The sequence below is a fragment of the Microbacterium sp. 70-16 genome (genome assembly GCF_001898315.1).
Taxonomy (GTDB): Bacteria; Actinomycetota; Actinomycetes; order Actinomycetales; family Microbacteriaceae; genus Microbacterium.
On sequence record NZ_MKTQ01000028.1, the window covers coordinates 161284 to 182195 of the forward strand.

Consider the following 20912-nt stretch of genomic DNA (forward strand, 5'->3'; position numbering starts at 1 on the left):
TGTCCGGTCGACGTGCTGGGCGTTCGCCGTCTATCGCGTTGTGTCGTCACCACACCTGCCATCGTTCGCGGCGCGGGCTAAGAAGCCGCTAAGGAAGGTTCATGCGCGTTCCCCCACTGGTCACCGTCGATTGCTAGGGTGCGGCACGTAAGGCTCTACGACGAGGGGACGTCCCATGGCCCGCACGATGACCGCCGCCGCGCTCACCGATTCGCTCGACCGCCACTTCGCGGGCGTGACCACCCGTCGGGCCCGAAAGGGCCTGCCCGCGCCGCAGGTGCTCGTGCGCGCTCCGGGGTTCGAGTACACGAGTGGGGCTCGCGCCTTGCCGTTCCACGCGGCATCCGTCGGCAAACTGGCGACGGCGGCCCTCGTGATGCAAGAGGTCGAAGCCGGGCGGCTCGCGCTGACGTCGGCGGTCGACACCCTGCTGCCGGAGGCGGAGGTCCGCGGGCTCTTCGCGGCCCCGGGAACGACGCTCGAGCAGCTCCTCGCTCACACGTCGGGCACGCCGGACTACTTCGAAGGCAGGGTCTCGACCGGCCCGAAGTTCATCGACCTCGTCACACGCGAGCCCGACCGCCGCTGGGAACCGGCAGACCTCCTCGGCTTCAGCCGCGACCGACAGAAGCCGGTCGCTGAGCCCGGCCGGAAGTTCGCCTACTCCGACACCGGGTTCGTGTTGCTCGGACGGATCCTCGAGGAGCACACCGGACGCAGCTTCACCGACCTCCTGCACGAGCGCGTGTTCGCACCGGCAGGCATGGGTGACAGCGTGCTCTGGCTGCGCGAGCCCGGCCCGGCCGAGATCGCCCCCGCCTGGCTCGACCGCACCGAGATCAGCCGCTTCGCGTCGATCACCTGCGACTGGGCGGGCGGCGGCATCGTCACGACGCTCGATGACCTCGCGGCGCTCGTCACCGCGCTGAGCGACGACACGCTGCTCAGAACGGATACCTGGGCGTCGATGACCCGCGCACGGAACCGGTTCCGTCCCGGCATCCGCTACGGGCTCGGTGCCATGGAGCTGCGATTCGAGGGGTTCATGCCGCTGTTGCGCGGGCTGCCGCGCCCCGTCGGCCACATCGGCGTCCTCGGCGTGCACGCCTTCGTAGACCCTGCCAACGGGGCGACGGTGATTCTGAACTTCCACAGCACGCGGGAGATGGTCGCGAGCTTCCAAAGCCACATCCGGATCCAGCAGGGCCTCGCGCGGCTGGCGTGACGGCGGGTCGGCGCGACCGCGCTGAGTTCCGTCACGCGACGAGAGCCGCCTGGGGGAACTCGACCTGCGCGAGGAACGGGCTCCGTTCCGCCTGCGCACGGTACGACGCGGCGTCACGGACGCATTCGGGGCACCAGTGTCCCCCGGTCAGGACGAGACGCGGGCTGGCAGCGAACACGTGACCGAATGCGCAGCGCCACACGAGTGGCGTGGCGATGTCGCCGGTGACCGCGTCGCCGCTCAGGAGCTCGCCGCCGCGGAAGGACGCGGCATCCCGGTACATTGACGTCGACCACTCCCTGACCGGGAGCGATTCGTCGTAGCCATGGTCGAGGAAGCTCGGCGTGCGGCTCGGTTCCGGCACCTGGAACTGAGACCAGTCGCCGATCCGAGCCCAGCGGTCCGACGAGCCGAAGTGCGCACCGACCTCCTCGTTGTCGCGGCAGCGCACGGCGTGCATCGTGCCGCGAGGCTTGTGCGCGAGCGGCTTCATCACGAAGTTCTTGACGATCCAGGCCGGCACTTTGCCAGCGTTGCGCACGGAGGCCGGCGCGGCCGCGAGGGCGCGCGACATCGCGCCACCCCACGTGTCATGGCGGAACGGGACCAGCTCATCGAGGCGGTCGCTGTCGGTGTACCACTGCCCGTGAAAGTTCGTCAGCGCGAACCACTCGCGGTCGTACCACTTGCGGATGTCGGCGACGCCCATCGCACGGCCGATCGCGTTCTGCAGCTCCCAGTTCGTGAGCCGCCAGCCTTCGCCGCCGCCGATGTTGTAGATCCCCTGCCAGAACGCCTCCGGCGCACCCTCCGCGATTGCGGCGAGCAATCGCGCCGAATCGACATCCGAGACCCACTCGAGCACACCGGCGAACGGCGAGTGAGTCATGATCGGGTCGCGGATCTCGAGCATGCCGGGGCGGAAGATCCCGGTCTGGCGCAGCCACGCCCAGCGCGGAAGACCCGAGTCGACGAGTAGCTTCTCGGCGATCACCTTCGTCTGCCCATACTCGTCGAACTGCGAGACCCGGATGGGATCGCCGACACGACCCCAGTGCACGGGTGCCTGTCGATCGCCCGTTTCTGCCACGGAGCCGATGCCGACGACTTCGACGGATGCCGGGTCGGGCAGCGCCTTCACCGCACGGATGATGTTCTGCATCGAGCCGACGTTCACGCGGCGTGCAAGCCGCGGGTACGCATCCGCGAGCGGGGAGACGACGGCGCCGACGTGCAGGATCGTGTCGACTCCCGCGATAGCCCGCGCGACATCCTCGTAGCGCGTGAGGTCACCCCAGAAGATCTCGAGGCGCCCCCTGCCCGCGAACTCGGCGAGGACCCGCCGATCACCCTCGGTCGGCATCGCGAACGCGACGACGTCAACCTTGTCGCGAGAGAGCAACTCGCGCAGCGTCGCGCGGCCCCAGTTTCCCGTTGCTCCAGTGAGCAGAACGCGGCGGCGTGCAGTCTTCATGGGCGGTTCCTTCCGTGGTCATCGCACGCACTAGCGCGCTCTAGTGGATTGTATGCGAGGGTGATCCAAGCCAACCTGACAATGCGCTCAGGCGAGGGCGGCGGCCAGCCGATCGATACCGATCTCGAACGCGCCGTCGGCGAGGCGGTCGAGAAAGCCGTGCCGGGTCTCCGGCACCACGACGTGCTCTGTGGCGACGCCGGCAGCAGCGAGCTCGCGGGCAAAGCTCTGGCCCGACGCGCGCAGGCTGTCGCGATCAACCGCGGAGACGGGCAGGTCACGGTCGGCGAGGGCGCGCGCCACGGCATCCGACTCGTTCATGTCGAGTCCGCCGTGCGAGAAGGCGCCGCCATGCAACCACACGAGTCGCGGCGCACCGTGTCCGTACCGGCGCACGGGGATCTCCCCGTGACGCCCGATGATCGCGTCGTCGACGATCCGCATCACGCGGCCGCCCCTGCTGCCACGGCTGCAGCGGTGACGGTGCAGGTGAACTCGTGCGCGCCGCTGCGTACGTCGCACACCGTTCCGTCCGGCAGTTCGACGCGGCACGAGGTCGACACCGGCACCTCGACGCGCAGCGTGAAGGTGTCGTCGACGATCGTCCAGGAGGATGCCGCGGTGCCGTACGGCGTGCGGACGATGCCCTCGGCCGAGGTCAATCCGCCGCCGAGGACCGGCGCGACGCGGAACCGACGGTAGCCGCCCTCGACGGGTTCGATGCCCGCGATGCGCCGGTACAACCAGTCCCCCACCGCTCCGGCGGCATAGTGGTTGAACGAGACCATGCCGCCGCCCGAATCTTCGTCCGAACCGCCGCCGAGGTCTGCGATGTTGACCGTGCCGTCAGGACGCAGGGCATCCCAGCGCTCCCAGATCGTCGTGCCGCCCGACTCGACCATGTACAGCCACGACGGGCATGAGGTCTGCAGCAGCAGCCGATACGCCTCGGCGACGCGACCGTTGTCGGAGAGCGCGAACAGCAGCTGTGGGGTACCGGGGAATCCGGTCGCGAGGTGCCCGTCGTTCTCGTCGATCTGCCGCACGAGGTTGTCGACCATCGTCGCGGTCTCAACCCCGCCGGTCATGCCGAACGCGAGGGGAAGCACGTAGCCGGTCTGGAACTCCTTCTTGAGCGTGCCCTCACCGTCGGTGAACACCGCCCGGTATGCCTGAACGACCTCCGCCCGCAGAGCACGGTAACGGCGTGCGTCGTCGGGATGGCCGAGAAGGTCGGCGATCTCGGCAACGATTCGGTAGGAGTTCGCGAGATAGGCGGTTGCGACCCAGCGCCCGCGGCGCAGCCACTCTCTGACGTCGCCGTCGGGCGCCGTCCAGTCGCCGAAGTGGAACGGGAACCGCCAGATGCGCCGGTGGTTCCGGCCGACCGACAGCACACGCGACCACCAGGCCGCGGCCTTCAGGAACCGCGTCATCACGGGGTACTGACTGCGCAACAGGCTCAGATCGCCGCGGGCGAGGTACTCGGCCCACGGCGCGAGGATGCACACGTCACCCCATGTCGCGGTGGCCATGACGGGGAACGGGTTGCCGGCGCGTGGCACGACCATGGGGATGCCACCGCCGCGGCTCTGCTCGGCGGCGACGTCGCGCAGCCACTTGCCGAGGAAGCGACTCATGTCGAAGTTGTACGACGCCGTGGGGGCGAAGACGGCGTAGTCTCCCGTCCACCCCTCGCGCTCGTCTCGCTGCGGACAGTCGGTGGGGATGTCGACGAAGTTCGATCGCCCGCCCCACTGGATCGCTGACTGCAGCCGGTTGATGAGGTCGTTCGAGCAGGTGAACGATCCGTTCTCCGGCACCTCCGAGTGCAGCGCGAGGGCTTCGAGCTCGATGTCTTCAGCCCGCACACCCGAGACGCCGACGTACCGGAATCCCATGTAGGTCAGGCGAGGCGAGTACTCCTGATCGCCGTCGACGCACGTGTAGCTCGCGGTGGCTTTTGCGGTGCGCAGCGACTTCACGAACAGCTCATCGTCCACGAGCACTTCGGCGTGGCGGAAGACCACGGTCTGCCCCTCGGTGCCGCGCAAACGCACTCGGATGACGCCGGCGAAGTTCTGCCCGAAGTCGTAGATCAGCTCACCGCTGGGTGCCACGGTCCGCGCGATCGGCGTCATGATCTGCTGCACGCGCACGGGTGTCCCGTACTGCGCACGCACCACAGGGGTGCCCCCGGGAGCGGTGATGTCGGCGGGCTTCCATGTCTGGTCGGCGGCCGTCACGCGCGCGTCGAACGCCTCGCCGTCGTACCACTCGGCCGCACGGTAGGGCCCATCGGTCGAGACCTGCCAGTCGGGTCCGGTCGGGATGATCTCGGTGGCGCCGTCGTCATATGCCAGGTGGATCTCGGCCAGCAGCGCCTGACGGTCGGCGTAGATGCGGTTCTTGCGCTTGTACGTGTACGAGCCGACTGCCCATCCCCCGGCAACCGTCGCGACGACGGTGTTCTCACCTGGCGTGGGCGTCAGGTCGTAGGTCTGGTACTGGATCTGGTGTGCGTACGACGTGAAGCCGGGTGCGAAGTAGTCCTCACCCACCTTGCGTCCGTTGAGGTCGAGCTCGTAGACCCCGAGGGCCGTGATCTCGACCCAGGCGCGCTGCAGTCCGGGGCGCACCGTGAAAGTCCGACGGAACACCATCGGTGTGGGCGACAGCTTGTCGGGCGTCTCATATGCGGCATCCGTGATCCACTGTGCGACCCAGGGGGTGTCGAGTCGTCCGGTGCGGAAGCTCGTGTCGGCGTCCGCGATCGCGCCCGAGGTTCCGGTGGCGACGACGCGCACGGGGTAGTCGGTGCGCGGGCGCAGCGCGCCGGAGTAGATCGTGCCGATCTGATCCTGCGTCTGCACCTCCCAGTCACCGACCGTGATGCGGGCCGACGCGAGCGCCTCCCCCGGGTTGCTGGATTCCAGGGCGAAGGCGATCCGCGGCGGGTCGTCGGTGACGCAGCCGGCCGCGAGCGAGTCGACGGTGAGTGCGGAGATTCTCATGTGCGTCCCTTGCCGAGGATGGTGCGGATGCCACGGAGCGGGCGCCAGGCAGCGATGTCGGCGATACCCCGCGCGACGTGATCGGGGAGCGCACCGCTGGAGGACATGACCATGCTGCGCAGCGATTGGAACGGCATCATGCGCAGGACGAAGTGCGCGTTCTTCACTCGTGCGTCACGCTCGGTGCTGTCGGGCATCGCGAGCGCGGCGGTGTAGTCCTTGCGCACACGCCCCGACACGAGCCGGAGCATGACGGCGCCCATCACCGATCGGCGGGCGTCGATGAGGCGCGTCTCCATCGTGAGGCGGCGAGAGGTCGGCTGCGGCGGGATCTCTCGCCCGAGCAGAGCCGGGAACGCCGCGGGAATCGCGGTGGGCGGTGTCGCGTACGCGGCATCCACCTCGGGCGAATACGGCGATCGCGATTCTCGGCCGCAGCTCACGATGAGCGGCGCGGCGAGGCGCACGTCGGCGGCGGATGCGGCCAGCAGGATCTCGTAGGCGCCGTTCTCCAGCACCCAGTCGTGTGTCGCGACATCCCAGTACGCGAGGTCGTCGAGTTCGAACCGCATCTCGATGGGAACGGTCGCACCGGCGGGGACCTCGACGCGCGTGAAGGCGCGCAGTTCCTTGTCGGCCTTGAAGACGCGGCCACGGTTGTTGCGCACGTACAGTTGCACGATTTCGGCGCCATCGCGTGTGCCGTCATTGGTGACCCGTGCGCGCACGGTCACGGTACCCGCGTTCACCGACACGTCGAGGCCGCTGTAGGAGTACGTCGTGTAGCTGAGGCCGTGGCCGAAGGGGTAGCGCACGCGCCGCCCCGTCAGATCATGGTGGCGGTAGCCGACGTAGATCGACTCGTAGTACAGCGCCTGCGGGCCGCGGTCGTAGTCGGCGGCAGAGCCGGCGTCTTCGGCGGTCAGCGTCCATGTCTCGGCGAGTTTGCCGGATGGAATGGCCTCGCCGAAGAGCAGCCGCGCGGCGGCCTCGCCGCCATGCATGCCGGGAAGGTGCAGGTCGAGGATGGCCGCGAGGCCGTCCTCGAAGGGGAGCTCGACGGGCGCGCCGGCGAACATCACGAACACGACGCGTGCACCCGTGTCGATCAGTCGCTGCAGCAGTGCCGTCTGGTTCTCGCCCATGCGCATCGAGGTGCGGTCGAAGCCCTCGCTCTCTTCCAGGTCGCTGAGCCCGCCGAAGAAGAGCACGGTGGCCCCCGGTCGCACGGTGGCAACAGCTTCGTCTTCGAGCACCCGGTCACGTTCCGCGCTGAGTGAGCGGTAGCCGCGGGCGTAGCGGTACCGGATGCCGCGATCGTCGAACGCGTCGCGAGGCGTCACGACGCTCGTGGGGTTGATCAGCGAGGAGCCCGCACCCTGGAACCGCATGCGTTCGAACAACTCGCCCACGACGACGACCTCCGCTGAGGGGTCGAGCGGCAGCGCACCGTCGTTGCTCAGCAGCACCGCGCCCGCCGTCGCGATCTCGCTCGACAGCGACGCGTGTGCGGCAGGATCATGCGCGACGGGCGGATGCGGGGCATGCTGACGTCGCAGAATCAGGGTGAGCATCCGGCGCACGGCCTCGTCGAGAACGGACTGCGCAAGCCGGCCGCTGCGGACCGCGTCGATGATCGCGCGGCGGTTGTGCACAGTGTCACCGGGCATGTCGAGGTCGCAGCCGGCGGCGAGTGCGGCGACGCGGTCATGCGTCGCACCCCAGTCGGTCATCACGACGCCGTCGAAGCCCCACTCATCGCGCAGGATGCCGGTGAGCAGTTCGCGGTTGTCGGAGCTGAAGACGCCGTTGATCGCGTTGTAGGCGCACATCACGGTGGACGGTCTCGCATCGCGGACGATGCGCTCGAACTGGCGCAGATAGATCTCGCGCAGCGCCCGTTCATCGACGATGCTGTCGCCGACGAACCGGTAGTCCTCGTTCGAGTTCGCGGCGAAGTGCTTGACCGACGTGGCGACGCCGTGCGCCTCGACGGCGGAGACGAACGCCGCACCGAAGGCGCTCGAAACGAGAGGGTCCTCGGAGAAGTACTCGAAGTTGCGGCCGCACAGCGGGTTGCGCTTGATGTTCACGCCGGGCGCGAGGACCACGTCAACCTCGAGATCGATCGCCTCGCACGCGATCGCCTCGCCCATGCGGGTGGCATAGGCGGGCTCCCACGTGCTCGCGAGCGTGACTGCCGGGGGGAAGGCCGTCGACGGCACGTTGTCGGAGACGCCGAAAGCGCCACCGGTGGAGCGCACCTTGCGGACGCCGTGCGGACCATCGGTGAGATAGAGCGAGGGGATGCCGAGTCGCTCGACTGCCGCGGTGTTCCACGACTTCGAGCCTTCGAGCAGGCGCGCCTTCTCTTCGTTCGTCAGCAGGGCGAGCAGCTCATCGATCTGAAGAGCGACCGTGGGCTGCGCTGTCATCGGACGCTCCGGATGAACATCGTGAGGCCACCGGCCACGAGCGAGCCCGCCGCCCCGGCAAGGAACAGCGCGGTGTAGTTCGTGCTGGTGGTCGAGGCGATGGCGAGGAGCCCGGCGCCGACGAGCGGGGCGACCGCCCCCGCGAGCGTCGCGGCCATGTTGTACGTGGTCATCCACTTGCCCGCCTGAGCGCGTTCGGGGACGAGGTCGCTCGCGAGGGCGACATCGACGGAGCCGAACATGCCGGCACCACCGAGAATCAACAGCACTGCGGCGAAGAACAGGCCGAACCCATCGGTGAAGGCCATGACCGTCAGTCCCGCCGCGCCCAGAATCGAGGAGATCAGGACGAAGATCCGGCGCCGCTTGAGCTTGTCGGAGAGGATGCCGGACACGACAGCGAACGTCATCGTGACGAGGATGCCGATGCCGCCGACGAGAGCAAGCCGGGTGCCTGCTTCGGTCGCGGTGAACCCAAGTCGGTCGAGCAGGAAGTACAACTGATAGGTCGACAGGAATGCGAGCGCGATCTGCATGAGCAGCTTGCCCACCCACAGGATCGAGAAGTCGGGGTGCTTGCGGGGGTTGAACAGCAGCTGCGCGAACGTCTCGCGGATCGACTGTCGGGGTAGCTCGATCGTCGGCTCCGGCAGCAGGAACATGAACAGGCCGCCGAGCACGGCCAGCGCGATCACGGGAACCATGAAGATCAGCAGCACGCTGAAGGTGAGCGACCCGCCGATCGTGTAGCCGAGCACGCCCGCGAGCTGCGTGGCGACGCCGACGATCGCACTCGCCGTGCCGCGCTGCGACTCCGGGACGCGCTCCGCCACGATCGGGGTGATCGCCGCACCGTTCGCCGCGCCGCCCAGAGACACCACGACCCAGCCGACGATCATCAGCGGGATCGAATCCGCGAGCGCGACGATCACGGAGCCGAGCGCGACGATCAGCACGCCGGCGATGAACCATGGCCGGCGCCGACCGATCGGCGTGCGCGTCCGGTCAGACAGCACTCCGGCGATCGGGCCGGCGATGAGCCCCGCTACGGCGCCGATCGTCGCGACGAGTCCGAGAACGGCGACCTTCTCGTCGGGCGCCAGGAGGCCGACCTTGTAGGGGAGGCTGAAGAGCGCGGGCATCATCACGGTCAGATACAGACCGAAGTTCGCGAGTCCGAACAGGGTCAGAAACCCCGCGCCCACCTTCTTCTGCGGCTCCGGCGCCTCGATCTCGCGGACGACGCCACCCATCGAGGCTTCCAGCGGTGTGGCCAGCGGGTTGGCCAGCGGGTTGTCGGACATGCGGACTCCATTGTCGGGATCGAGAGCGAGGTTACTAGCGCGCGCTACTAGTTGCTGAATGGTAACGCGAATCTCGCCACAAAGGCAAGATTGAACCGTTTCAGGTGGTTTCGCGGGCGACGACGTGCGCGCCGAACTCGGGGCCCGTCGCCGGGGCGGGAGCCGCACCGACACGGCTCAGTGCGAGCTCGGCCAGGAACCTGCCGAGGCCCGCGGCATCCACGCGCACCGTCGACAGCGCGGGGACGAACAGCGCCGCGAGTGGCGTGCCATCGTGACCGATGACAGCGAGCCGCTGCGGTACCGGGATCTGTGCGCGCAATGCCGCACCGACGACGAGCGCTGCGACGTCGTCGTTGTAGGCGATCACACCATCCACGCCCTGGCGAACCCACTCCGTCACGACCGCACTCACCGATGCGGCGTCGATGTCGACGCGGGCGAACAGTGGGCTGCCTGCGAGTTCCTCGACGCTCCGCGAGGCGAGCGATGCGCGCTGATCGACGAGGTCGCGCAGTCGAGGGTCCGTGGAACCCGCGAAGACGATGCGGCGGCGACCGGTGCTGACGAGGTGTGCCGCCTGCACACGCGGACCCTCGCTGAATCCGAGGTCACCTTCGAGCCCGTGGTCGTCGCGTCCGGGAACCAGGGTCACAGCACCGGTCGCCTGGATCGCCGCGTACTGGGCGTCGGAGAGAGGCGCGAGTGACATGACGACGTCGGGAGCGAGGCTCTCCCACAGTGGCACCGCCTGACCGCCGGGATGGGGGGTCATCGTCACGAGCGAGTACCCGGCTCGGTCGAGCACGAGGGATGCCTCATCGAGGTGCGAGCGCACGGCGTGATCCACCGGCCAGTCCGGCAGCAGCAAGAGCACGATGTGGCTCTGACCGCTCGCCAGCGCTCGCGCCGCCGTGTGGGGTCGGTATCCCAAGCGCCGCGCCTCCGCGATCACCCGCTCGCGCGTCGCCTCTGAGATCGACTGTCCCGGAGTGTCGTTGAGGACGAAGCCGACGGTCGCTCGCGACAGACCCAGCGACCGCGCGACATCGGCGGCAGTGACACGTTTACCCACAATCACGCACCCTACGCGGCGCGGGCGCATCCAGCGAACGGGGCGGCGCCGCGTCGCTCTGGAATCAAAGAGGCTAGTGACCCGGAGCGGGCAGGCATCCGCCGTCCATGATGAATCCGCCGGCCTCGACCCGCACACCCTCGGGGATCACGGCGCCGAACAGGCATCCACCGCCGGTGACAGCCACGCCGAACGGAACGTCACCGTTGCGCTCGTAGCTCTGGATCTGACGGTGGCCCACACGGCGCCGAGGCTTCGAGATGATGCCAGCGCCTGATCATCGGGACCGGTGCTCATGCGAGCATCCTAGGCGGGCAGAGAGCCTATATACTCCTCTATATAAATCGGAGGAGGAGTCATGGCCGTCACGTCAATCGATATCGACCCGGACGAGCTGCGTCGAGCGAAGGAGCTCGCCGGCACGACCTCCAATCGCGAAACGGTGGATCTCGCCCTGCGCACTCTCATTGCCGTCCGTCGTCAACCGGCGGCCGTCGAGCGGATCATCGCGCGCACGTTCGAGCCCGACCAGATCGGCGCGCCGACGATCCCGCCGGCAACCGCGATTGCCGGCCAGTGACGACCTACCTCGTCGACAACAGCATCTGGCAGAAGGCCGCAACGAGCGACGCGATTGCAGCGAGGCTTCGCGAGCTCTCACCTTCGCACCTGATCATCACCTGCCCGCCGCAAGTTCTCGAGTACTGCCATTCGGCGCGGAACCCGCAGGAGTACCAAGAACTCCGGGCAGACATGGAGCAGCTCCTACCCGCATGGGAACACCCCGACGAGCAGCAAGCCCTCGGCATCCAGCAGGCACTGTGGGACACCGGGCTCCTGCGCGCGGCGGCGGCGTTCGATTGCCTCATTGCGGCATACGCGGTCGTCAACGACGCTGTCATCCTGAACTCCGACCACGACTTCGAGTTCATAGAGATCGCCACGCGGGGCGCTGTCCGGCAAGAGTACGTGAGCGCCTGACAGACACGTCGGGAGCAACCTGGGGGCAACCTGGAGCCCAAAAACGGGCCCCGGAGCGGACTCTCGCTCTTCTGACGCCAACGAGAAAACCCCCGGCTGACCGGGGTTTTTTCTGCGGAGACGGAGGGATTTGAAATCGCGCCGACGACAACCGAGACGGGCCGAAACCGCATGATTCCGCGGGTTCTGACGTCGCGGACTTGCTCCTCGATCAGGTGAGCCGGGTTCGATCCGTGGCAGAAACATGGCGGGTGATCGGCGCGAAATCAGGTGGCTGCACCCGCTCTTCAGTCATGCGAACTGGAGGCTACGCGGACGCAGCTTCGACCATCATCTCGACGGCTTCGATCATGCCGTATCGGTCGCGCAACGTGTCCAGGATCTCCTCGACGGTGAGCGCTGCACCGTAGCGGCCGGAACGACTCGCGATCTCCTGCAGCGCGGCGAGCGCATGCCTGGGGTTGAGCGCGACAGTGTTCTTCGCGAACTCCCTGGCGCTGAGCACCTGGATGCCCGGCGGAATCTTGGCTGCAGGGAAGTCCTTCAGGTTCTCCGTGACGATCGCTCCGGCTCCCGCGATGACGGCCGCAGCGACCACATGCTCGTCATCCGGATCGGGAAGCCCCAACGTACCTTCCAGCGGCTCCCAGCCTTCGACCTCAGCGTCGGCGAACTCTCGCCGTATCGCGGCGATGAGGGTTGCTGCGCGGCTGGCAGCCTCCGCTACGGGTATCCCCCGCTTCACGAGCTTGACTTCCTCGTGAAACTCGAGCTCTTCGAGGATCGCCGAACTCCAGGTCGGTCGATACGCGCCCTCCACCGCGAGCGAAAGGAGGAAGTCGCGTTGCAGGCTCGGCCACAGCACGCTGGTGTCGAGGGTCGCCGTGAACACGACCCCATCCTGTCAGCCTGCGAGGTCAGAGCCGGGCAGCCCGCCTCGCTGCGACCGCCTTCCTCGCCGCTCTGAGGTCCTCGAGCGTCTGCTCGACGTTGTCTTCGTCGACAGCGTCACGCGTGGCGGCGAGCATGTCGTACTGACGCTCACGCCGGCGCTCGCGGTACTCGAGCAGATCCGCGAGGAGAACGCGTCGGTGCGTTCCCACCTTCTCGAACGGGATCTCACCCTCGTCGAGGAGCTTCACAATGGTCGGGCGGCTCACGTTCAGGAGATCCGCTGCCTGCTGGGTGGTGAGCCGTGTTGTCTGGGGTACAACTGACACGGCAAGCCCGCTCTGCATCGCGTCCACGATCTTGCGGAGAGCGAGGTAGACCTCTTCCGGAAGCTCGACCTGGTCGCCTGGACGCGCCCCCGCAAGGAAGTACCTTGGCTCGGGAAGAGCCCGACCGGCGGCCTCATGGGCGGTGAGGAAGTCCAGCACAGGGGCAAGCTCGACTCCCCTGCTGGGAAGGTACGTCTCTTCAACGACGGCAGCGCGAGACAAGGAAATCACCTCAATACACGTAAACGCAGGAGGTTGCGTTTGTTGCGATCACGGTACCACGCTTCACCGACAGGTCATAGGAGCGTGCTGGGGCAACGATCAGATGCGTCGTCAACACACCCCGAGCCGCGCGAGCGCATAGCTCCACGGCACGCGCTCCTGCTCGAGGCGTACGTTGCCCTCCGCGCTCAGCGACCGGAGAGTCGCGCGCTCATCAGACGTGAGCACCTCGAACACGCCGACGTTCGGATCCGGATCGATCCCCCACAGATCACGGTGATCGAACAGAGTATCCATATCCATCAATGCCGACGTTGCGTTCACTCCCCTGGCTCGAAGTCGGTTGAGAATGGCGAATCCGTGCGAATCGAGATCGCCCCAGTAGGTGACCGTCTGCGCCCACGGGAGGCGGGCGACGAGATCGACGCGGTGACCACCACCGTGCACTGCTACAGCTCGGGGCACATCCGGCATCGCGAGCAGAGTGGCGAGGTTCTCGAACACGAACACGCGCTCGGGCCGGATCGTGCTTGCCGCAAGGTCGTCGACGGGCGCCGACACATCGGTGAGCCCCTGGAACGAGAGCGACGGATCGAGAGCACGGATCCGTATGAGCGGCGACAGCTCGCGAAGGCCCAGTCCGGGCGCACCGGTTCCCGCCCGATGCAACGCCTCGACGAGTCCGCGGCGAGATTCGATCCACTTGGTGTGGATGCCGCGGATCGGCAGTTCCCGCACCAGGTGACCCGATTCCGGGTTCTCGCGCAACCAGGCCAGCACATGGACGAGCCTGTCGAAATCGGCGCCATCGAGATCGGCGATCGCACGGGCACTGGCGCGGAGCACACTGCTGGCGTCGGAACCGGCCAGGCCTCTCAACTCGTCAAGTCGCGCCACCAGAAGTCGCCAGCCATCCGTCTCGCCCGCCGCTCGAGCGATCGAATCCGAACCGCGCAGCACCGCGCGAACGGGGACTTCCTGCGACCCGATGCGTGACCAATTGCGGACGACCCACTCGAGCTCGATACCCCAGCCCTCGCTCACGCCGCGCCAGGCGTCAACCCACTGTCGAACCCGATTGAGATCGTCCAGCACCTCCCGCTCCGTTGGCGGACGCAGCGGAACCTCGAGCACGACATCGGTCTGCTGGTCGGCGGCCCAGGTGCGGGCATCGCGGTCGAAGAGCTTCTTCGCCCGCGCGCGCAGGTCAGACGGTGTGACAAGCGTGGTCACGCGCGCGACTCCGCGTGCGGCGGGGCGGCGACCTCAGTCTCATCTACCGAGAACACCACGTTCGCGAGCCGTGAGGCGTTGCGGTCGGGATTCGATACCGACGTGATCGCACCCACGTACGGCTCGAGCGTCTGCAGCAGCTTCTGCGGTGTCGCGAGGATCATGTGGAATCCGAACTCTCCGAACACCTCCATCGCGTTACGCGTGTATCGGCTGTCAGCCTTGTCGAACGCCTCATCGAGCACGATCGACCCGAACCTCGGAACCTCGTCCTCTTCTTCAGTCAGCTGGTACCGCAGCGCTGCCGCGAGGCAGAAGATGACGAGCTTCTGCCGCTGACCACCCGACAAGCCCTCTGCGGAGTCATACACCCGCACAACGCGGCCGGCGACGTCCTTCTCCCGCGCGAGGAAGCTCACGTGAAGCCTCGTGTCGAGCACCCGGTTGCGCCAGTCGATGTCGACGCGGTCCTTGGATCCGAGTCGACCGATTACGCGCTGCAGCACGGCGAATCGCTGCTCCGCACCGGACGCCGACTCGTCGGCCCAGTTGCCTTCCACGATGCGGCGGAGGTCGGTGAGGAACTCGTCGACCTCCGGGGTCCGCGTCGTCTTCACATCGATCTCGAGGAAGCGGTCCGCTCCCTCGAACGGGGACCGCCCCAGGGATGCGTTGACAGGGAGGATTCGCTCGCGGATGAGACCCGGGGCGTCGCGGAGATCGCTGAGCAAGTGTGCGACGACGTCCTGCGATCGTTCCCGCAACAGCTTGCGGAACTCGGACTCCTTCTCGGGCAGGCCGCGGGCGAGGATGCCCTCCCGCAGTTCCCGGTAGCCGTAGCGGTCACGGATGTCAGCAGTCAACTCTGCGGATGCAGCGGACCACCCGAGCCGAAACTCGGCGGCGCGCCCGGCGAAGCTGGCCTCAGCATCCGCTGCACGGCTGGCCGCGGCGTCCTTCTCCTTCGAGAGTGCCGACTGCACCTTTCGCGCGACTTCGTCCACCGTCTCCAGGATCACCGAACGTCGCTCGGCTCGGAACCGGCCCTCGAGGGCGTCGGCGATCCGCTCCTCGACCGGTGCATATGGGGTGGCCTCGAGTTCGGCGACGTGTGCCTCGATGCTTTCGACGTGATTGCGGGCGACAGCGTGGGCTCCGAGCGCCCATGCTTGCTTCGCGTTCGTTTCGTCCAGTCGCTGGGTCGCTCGCTCCGCGGCCTCCTGTGCTTCGCGGAGAGTCCCCGATTCGCTGGTGAGCACCCGGAGATCGTCGCGCTGGGCCGCGGTGACCGCCATCGCGGATGCGAGGTCCACTTGGTCCCAGCTGAACGTCGATACGCGTGTGAAGACGTCGCGCCGACTGACAGCGTCCTGACGAAAGGAGTCGGCCTCGGCGTCGCGGGCGGATGCTTCCTCCATCGCCGCCATCGCTTCCCGCCGACGCTCAAGCAAAGCCTCGAGCCGCGCGTGGGTGTCGCGGCCCAGCACCCATCGAGTGGCATCACCGACCTCGTGACGGTCATCCTTCTCATACCTGCGTGAGTTGCGTTTGACCAGGCCGCCGATCGTGACGCCACGCTCGACGTCATCAAGCTCGTCGGGGTGCGCAACGCAGGCGTAGTCGAACTCGGAGGCCATGCGCCTGCGGACGTAGGACGCGAAGGGCCCATCGCTCACCGCGAGGCGATGAACGAGCGAGCGGGCATCCTTGGGGCGACGCGGCTCGTCGACGGCGTGCGGGACCGCTTCGATGACGAGCCGGACACCGAGTGTCCGCGAGTCGGCTGCCCGACGTGCGGCGACAAGATGTTCGTCCCGCACGAGGAGCGTCGACGCAAACGGAGCGAGCACTCGCTCTGCCGCGCCGCGCCAGGCGGAGTGCTGCTCGGCGACCGAGATCAGCTCGCCCGCAAAGGGGAATGTCGATGCCGGCACACCGAAAGCCTCCGCGAGGAATCGCCGTGCGTTCAGAAGCTTCTCGTCGAGGTTGCTCCGGTGATCTCTCAGCGCCTGAATCTGCCTGGTGACTTCGTCCAGCGCCTTACGCGCCTGACTCGCGGCGTCACGGACCTCATACGACACAGCGGGGATGTCGCGCGCAACCTCGGTGACGGCCGCGGCAAGGAGCTCCGCAAACTGCTCGGGGTCTTCGGGCATTGGTGCGCCGATGCGCATCAGCTCTGCGGTCAACTGAGCTCGATATTGCCTAGTGACGTCCTCGGCACGCTGCGCACTGTCGATCCGCTCCTGCAGAAGCTCGACGCGCGCGCCGCCCTCGTCCCGGACCCGCACCTTCGCGGTTTCCAGCGCCTCTGCCGCCAACCGCTGCTCTCGCGCGGCGTCGCTCAGGTCGCTCTCGGCGCGCGCCAGCGCGGCGCGTGCGGGGCCCGCGGCTTCCTTCGCGAGCCGCAACTTGAGTCCCGCTGTGAAGGGCTCGACCCCCTCGTGCAGATCGGAGATCGCCGCCATCTCAGCGCCGGCCAAGTCGAACGCGGTGATCGCCTCGTCGACCTTGCGGAGCGCATCAGCCTGCTTCCTCAGGTCGACCACGTGCTTGTGCGCGGCATCGAGCTCCGTGAACTGCTCAACGGCGGTCTCGGCCCGCGCGAAGGTCCCTGGCTGGTCGAGCATGAACCCGCGGAACAACGCGTCGAGGGTGCCGAGGTTCTTCGCTGATTGTGTCTTGTGGAGAAGCTGAAGCGTCGCATCTCCGCGGAAGCCGAACTGACGGATGATCCGCTCGTGAAAGCGTCCGTGTCTCCCGCCGGTGGTGATCAGCGCGTCGGGGAAGGCCTTCGACATGCGACGCGCGTCAATTCCGCCTTCGACGTGCGGCTTCACGTCGAGAAGCTTCACGTGACCGCGGGTGAAGATCCGTGCGTCCTTCAACGCGGTCGGTTCGGTGCGCGTGCCTGGTGCGTGGAACACCCGCAGCAGGACGACCGGTTCATCGCGGAGATTCTCGTAGCGCAGCAGGATGCCGCTCCAGGTTGCCTTCGAGCGCAGGTAGGTCGTGGTGGCCCGATCGGCAGTCTCGTCAGCTTCCTTGCTCCAGGCGCCACGCACATAGCTCATCAGCGTCCGATCGCTCTGCCGGGAAGCGCCATCCTGAGCCGCCGCGTTGAGACGCAACCACCTATCGGGGGTGAGGACGGCGGCAATCGCGTCGAGTAGCGACGACTTGCCCGATCCGGATGCGCCGGTGAACAGGTGGCCGACACGCGCGACATCCACGGCGACGTGGCCGGCGAACGTGCCCCAGTTGACGAGTTCGATCTGGGCGAGTCGCCACTGGCCGGGCCTGGTCGGATCGACCTCCGGCTCGTCGGTGGGGAAGCTCAGCATCGTCATTCTGTGTCATCCTCGGCATCCGTCGACGGGGTAGCGGATTCTCCTCCGCCCTCTCGGGCGATCCGGTGGTACTCCGATGTGATCGCGCGGATCTGGTCGGCATCGACGAGCAGTCGGAGCACGGGCGAAATCTCGGCACGGTCATCGCCAACGGCGTGCAGCACGCGGAGCTTGTTCTGCATCTTGTTCCACGACGAGTTGACGCGGCTCGCGAAGTCCTTCTCATCACGGTCCGGGGTGCGGAACACGGCGAGCTGCTCGAACACCTCCGCCTGCCCGACGATCACCCGACCGCGACCCTCCTCGCTCAGCAGCGTCTGGCGCAAGACAAGCAGCATTGCGGTGTCGAGGAACGTCAACGCCTCAGACCGCACTGCCTTCGGGGCGTCCTCGGACGGAGCGTTGCGGACGAAGGCGAACTCGTTGTCCCGATCGATGACCAATTCGAGGAACAAATCGGCGAGCCGGGAGCGGAGGACAGCCTCGTCGGTGAGCAGCACCGCCCACAGCTGCGCCTCGCGCGCTCCGGAAAGATACGGGCCACGCACCAGACGCAGCAAGACGCGCCTCGTCCGATCAGGGAGTTCGCCGGCGTCGCCACGCCAGAGGCCTCCGTCCTCGTCGGGGGCGACATCCGCCGTGGTCGACTCGGTCATGCCACCGCTCCTGTGAATCGGTGCGCGGCCACAATCGCCGCACGCGGAACTCCGTCGGCGCCCTGCCAAGCGAGTACCTCGGGCTCATCGTCAACAGTGCCCTGCTCGGCGGCGATCGAGAGAAGTCCGATCACGCTGCCGACCCCCTGCGTCGCGGGGTATCGAGCAAGGACATCTGCGACGGTGCACGAGGGCACCTCGGCGAGCAGGTTGTTGACGTTCCGGGTGAGTTCGTCGAAGTCGATCTCGGTTTCGCGAGCGATCGCCCGCAGCTCCTCGAGGCTCGCGAGGGATGTCGTCTGCGTGACGATCTCTTCGGTGGCGGCGAATTCGGCGGGGTCGTGAAGGTCGATCGCCCCGACGCTCGACAGCGCAACGGCCGAGAGATCCAGCGTGAGAAACGTCGGATGCCACGGACGCGTGTGTGCGGCGGCTTCCACCCCCGCGTGCTGAGCCTCCCGCAGAAGAGTCCGCAGGACCCGGTCGCGCTGGTAGTCCTGCGACTGCACGTAGCGGCGGAGCGCCCGGGCGAACAATGTGATGACATCGTGGATCTCCGCGCTTCGTCCCTTGAGCGTTGCGAGGAAGGCGCGCAGTGCCCGGCGCTCATCCGAGGTGAGATCACGAGCGAATCCGCGGTCGAGGATGCGGCGGATGTCGGCCTCGAACGCCGCACCGAGTGCAGGGTCAAGGACGAGCTGGGAGAAAGCAGCGAAACTGCGGCCTGCATCCGAGTCGGAGATGTGGTCGATTCCGCGGAAGACTTCGTCGACGACGGCCGCCTGAGAGACATCGGACTCGACGATCTTCGCCCTCAGCGATGCATTCAGCATCTCGAACTCAGCACGCACCCGAGCAAAGTCGTCCGGCACGTCCGCCGCCTGCGCCAGCACGTCGCGAACGCGTTCGATCGCCCGGTCTTCATCGATCGCGGACTCGTCACCGGAACGCAGGCTCTCGATCCGCCGCTCAATCGACTCGATCTCTTCCTCGAGCAGTGCGATGCGCGCTGACACGTCAGGATCGGTGTCGATCGCGAGGCGACGGACCTGCGCCGCAAGACTCGCAAGCCGAGACTCGGTCACACTCGAACGCGGGGCGGCGCGACCCTGCAAGAAGCGGATCCCGGCGATCGCGTCCGGGGAAAGCTCGAGCGTCTCACCCCGCGCTTCCGATGACGGCCGACGCACCAGGAAGCCGGCCGATCGCCACTCCCCGCAGTACCCCTTCGCAGTCAGCGGCAAGATCAGTCCCTGCGCACGGAGCCGCTCGAGGTCAGCATCGATCCGCTCGTACAGCTCCTCAGCGTCGACTCGGCGCTCGTCTCCACCCAGGTGGGCGCCGAGAAGACCGGCGACCACGGGTGCGCTGTCGGCTCGAAGCAGCTTCCACGCCGCATCGCGCTCCGCAAGCTGAGCGAGCTCGAGAACCTGGGCGACGGCGGGCACGCGTCCATTGTGAAGGAACACACCGACATCCGTCGACGCGGCGGCGGATAGCTCGGGCTGAGTCACCCGATGAGGTAGACCATCCCGCGACCGTCTGTCGCGAGCGACTCGACGAATTCCTGTGCCCACGTGAGGTAGTCGAGGACGTAGCGGAGCTCGTCGTGCCGGCTTCGCCAAGTGCGCGCCCACGTTCGCGCCTGGTCCTCGTCGATCGCACAGAGGTCGTCCGAATCGCTGGCACCTCCTCCGGGAGGATCGTCCTCACCCACGGGTCCCAGCCCATGACGTGCATCGTCACGTTCCCTTCGAACATCCGGTAGCACGAGCCGGCGGCGGGACTTCCGGGCCCCGAGCGCGTGAGGGACTGCAATGCGGACCATGCCTTGTCGAGATAGAGCATGTCGCGCTTCGGTGAGCCCTGCTCGAACGTCGCGACGCTCACGCTCGCGTGCGGCTCCAGGCCCCACGCGTCAGCGAGCGGGTCGCTGGAGAGGATGCTGTGCGGGTCATCGACCGCCTGCTGAGCAAGGTCGGCATCGAAGGCATAGGCGTAGTAGCGGATTCCCATGCGGCCAGCATCCCGATGGAGGCGCAGCCACGATCACCGCATCCGACGCCGTGGGGAGAACGCGCCCGAATCCGCCGCTGTGGAGGAACGGAGGCCTTCGCATGGCCCCGCCCCTGGAGACCGAGGGATATGCGCTCGCGGTCTCGCGGGCAGCGGCACTGAACCTTCGCCCGGTCCAGCCGCAACCGAGCAGGTTGATGAGCGGGAACTCATGATCGAGCTCAGATCGCCCAGAACGGAACGCTTCGCCGACGTGGCAGAATGGCGGATTTCGTGGCAGATGCGAAATAAACAGCCGTTGATCTGGGATTTTTCCGCGGGGACGGAGGGATTTGAAATCGCGCCGATGGCAATCGAAGTCAACTGAAACCGCGTGATTCCGCGGGTTGTGACCCCGGCGGCGTCCGTTTCGATCAGGTCGATTCGGTTCGATTCGTGGCTGAAACGTGGCAGCGATTGAGGAGCGATCCCGCGGCCGCGCGCCGCTTTCAGCACGCGATTTCAGCCTACGCCGATTCAGGCTCGACGATCATTTCGAGGGCTTCGACCGCTCCGCGCCGCGTCTCAAAACGGTCGAGGATTCTGGGCGGAAGCTATCTCCTCACGAAGACCCGGTCCTGTGCGTTCAGACGCCTGACGGACTTGAGTTTGTCGTTGTTGATTAATCAGTGGTCAGCGATGACAACATGCTAAGTTGTCGATGTTGA

At 67.2% G+C, this 20912-nt stretch carries 18 protein-coding genes; 4 read left to right on the plus strand and 14 right to left on the minus strand.

Going from position 1 to position 20912, the window contains the following annotated elements; translation table 11 throughout:
- Window positions 1-175: 175 nt before the first annotated feature.
- On the plus strand, window positions 176-1225 hold the full coding sequence (locus BGO46_RS12900; protein ID WP_292676533.1) for a serine hydrolase domain-containing protein: 1050 nt from the start codon (window positions 176-178) through the stop codon (window positions 1223-1225).
- 31 nt (window positions 1226-1256) lie between these two features.
- Here BGO46_RS12900 and BGO46_RS12905 read toward each other — a convergent pair whose 3' ends face one another.
- The 7 genes from BGO46_RS12905 to BGO46_RS12935 form a co-directional block, all read right to left on the minus strand.
- Window positions 1257-2699 carry an NAD-dependent epimerase/dehydratase family protein gene (locus BGO46_RS12905; protein ID WP_292676532.1) on the minus strand — a complete coding sequence of 481 codons (1443 nt, stop codon included), beginning with the start codon at window positions 2697-2699 and terminating at the stop codon, window positions 1257-1259.
- Window positions 2700-2786: 87 nt separating this feature from the next.
- A complete protein-coding gene (locus BGO46_RS12910) occupies window positions 2787-3146 on the minus strand; it encodes a hypothetical protein (RefSeq protein WP_292676530.1) in 360 nt (119 codons plus the stop codon).
- Window positions 3143-5713, minus strand: coding sequence for a family 78 glycoside hydrolase catalytic domain (locus tag BGO46_RS12915; RefSeq protein WP_292676528.1), 2571 nt, complete (start codon window positions 5711-5713; stop codon window positions 3143-3145). The genes BGO46_RS12910 and BGO46_RS12915 overlap by 4 nt, the downstream gene beginning before the upstream one ends.
- A complete protein-coding gene (locus BGO46_RS12920; RefSeq protein ID WP_292676527.1) occupies window positions 5710-8148 on the minus strand; it encodes a glycoside hydrolase family 3 N-terminal domain-containing protein in 2439 nt (812 codons plus the stop codon). The genes BGO46_RS12915 and BGO46_RS12920 overlap by 4 nt, the downstream gene beginning before the upstream one ends.
- Entirely contained in the window at window positions 8145-9452 is a 1308-nt protein-coding gene (locus BGO46_RS12925; RefSeq protein ID WP_292676525.1) for an MFS transporter, read from the minus strand. Before BGO46_RS12925 ends, BGO46_RS12920 begins: the two co-directional genes overlap by 4 nt.
- Before the next feature lie 100 nt (window positions 9453-9552).
- On the minus strand, window positions 9553-10527 hold the full coding sequence (locus BGO46_RS12930; protein WP_292676523.1) for a LacI family DNA-binding transcriptional regulator: 975 nt from the start codon (window positions 10525-10527) through the stop codon (window positions 9553-9555).
- Window positions 10528-10600: 73 nt separating this feature from the next.
- Window positions 10601-10768 carry a hypothetical protein gene (locus tag BGO46_RS12935; protein WP_292676521.1) on the minus strand — a complete coding sequence of 56 codons (168 nt, stop codon included), beginning with the start codon at window positions 10766-10768 and terminating at the stop codon, window positions 10601-10603.
- A gap of 117 nt (window positions 10769-10885) precedes the next feature.
- On the opposite strand from BGO46_RS12935, the gene BGO46_RS12940 reads away from it, so the two are divergent.
- Together BGO46_RS12940 and BGO46_RS12945 are read left to right on the plus strand one after the other, a co-directional pair.
- Complete coding sequence (locus tag BGO46_RS12940) at window positions 10886-11107, plus strand: type II toxin-antitoxin system VapB family antitoxin (RefSeq protein WP_292676519.1); 222 nt, start codon at window positions 10886-10888, stop codon at window positions 11105-11107.
- The gene (locus BGO46_RS12945) at window positions 11104-11508 is read left to right on the plus strand and encodes a PIN domain-containing protein (RefSeq protein WP_292676517.1); all 405 of its coding nucleotides are present in this window, start codon (window positions 11104-11106) and stop codon (window positions 11506-11508) included. The genes BGO46_RS12940 and BGO46_RS12945 overlap by 4 nt, the downstream gene beginning before the upstream one ends.
- Window positions 11509-11815: 307 nt before the next feature.
- On the opposite strand, the gene BGO46_RS12950 is transcribed toward BGO46_RS12945, so the two are convergent.
- The 7 genes from BGO46_RS12950 to BGO46_RS12980 form a co-directional block, all read right to left on the minus strand.
- Window positions 11816-12400 (minus strand): PIN domain-containing protein, encoded by a 585-nt coding sequence (locus BGO46_RS12950; protein WP_292897786.1) that lies wholly within the window; start codon window positions 12398-12400, stop codon window positions 11816-11818.
- A 25-nt stretch (window positions 12401-12425) separates the two neighbouring features.
- Window positions 12426-12887 carry a helix-turn-helix domain-containing protein gene (locus tag BGO46_RS12955; protein ID WP_197053023.1) on the minus strand — a complete coding sequence of 154 codons (462 nt, stop codon included), beginning with the start codon at window positions 12885-12887 and terminating at the stop codon, window positions 12426-12428.
- Between the two features lie 174 nt (window positions 12888-13061).
- Window positions 13062-14183 carry a DUF3322 domain-containing protein gene (locus tag BGO46_RS12960; RefSeq protein WP_292897790.1) on the minus strand — a complete coding sequence of 374 codons (1122 nt, stop codon included), beginning with the start codon at window positions 14181-14183 and terminating at the stop codon, window positions 13062-13064.
- A complete protein-coding gene (locus tag BGO46_RS12965) occupies window positions 14180-17533 on the minus strand; it encodes an SbcC/MukB-like Walker B domain-containing protein (RefSeq protein ID WP_292897792.1) in 3354 nt (1117 codons plus the stop codon). The genes BGO46_RS12960 and BGO46_RS12965 overlap by 4 nt, the downstream gene beginning before the upstream one ends.
- The gene (locus BGO46_RS12970) at window positions 17530-18189 is read right to left on the minus strand and encodes a DUF4194 domain-containing protein (protein WP_292897794.1); all 660 of its coding nucleotides are present in this window, start codon (window positions 18187-18189) and stop codon (window positions 17530-17532) included. The genes BGO46_RS12965 and BGO46_RS12970 overlap by 4 nt, the downstream gene beginning before the upstream one ends.
- The gene (locus tag BGO46_RS12975) at window positions 18186-19637 is read right to left on the minus strand and encodes a DUF3375 domain-containing protein (RefSeq protein WP_292897796.1); all 1452 of its coding nucleotides are present in this window, start codon (window positions 19635-19637) and stop codon (window positions 18186-18188) included. The genes BGO46_RS12970 and BGO46_RS12975 overlap by 4 nt, the downstream gene beginning before the upstream one ends.
- 62 nt (window positions 19638-19699) lie before the next feature.
- Window positions 19700-19906, minus strand: a complete 207-nt coding sequence (locus BGO46_RS12980; protein WP_292897798.1) for a hypothetical protein — start codon at window positions 19904-19906, stop codon at window positions 19700-19702.
- A gap of 510 nt (window positions 19907-20416) precedes the next feature.
- Here BGO46_RS12980 and BGO46_RS12985 point away from each other — a divergent pair.
- Window positions 20417-20572 (plus strand): hypothetical protein, encoded by a 156-nt coding sequence (locus BGO46_RS12985; RefSeq protein ID WP_292897800.1) that lies wholly within the window; start codon window positions 20417-20419, stop codon window positions 20570-20572.
- The last annotated feature ends 340 nt before the right edge of the window (window positions 20573-20912 follow it).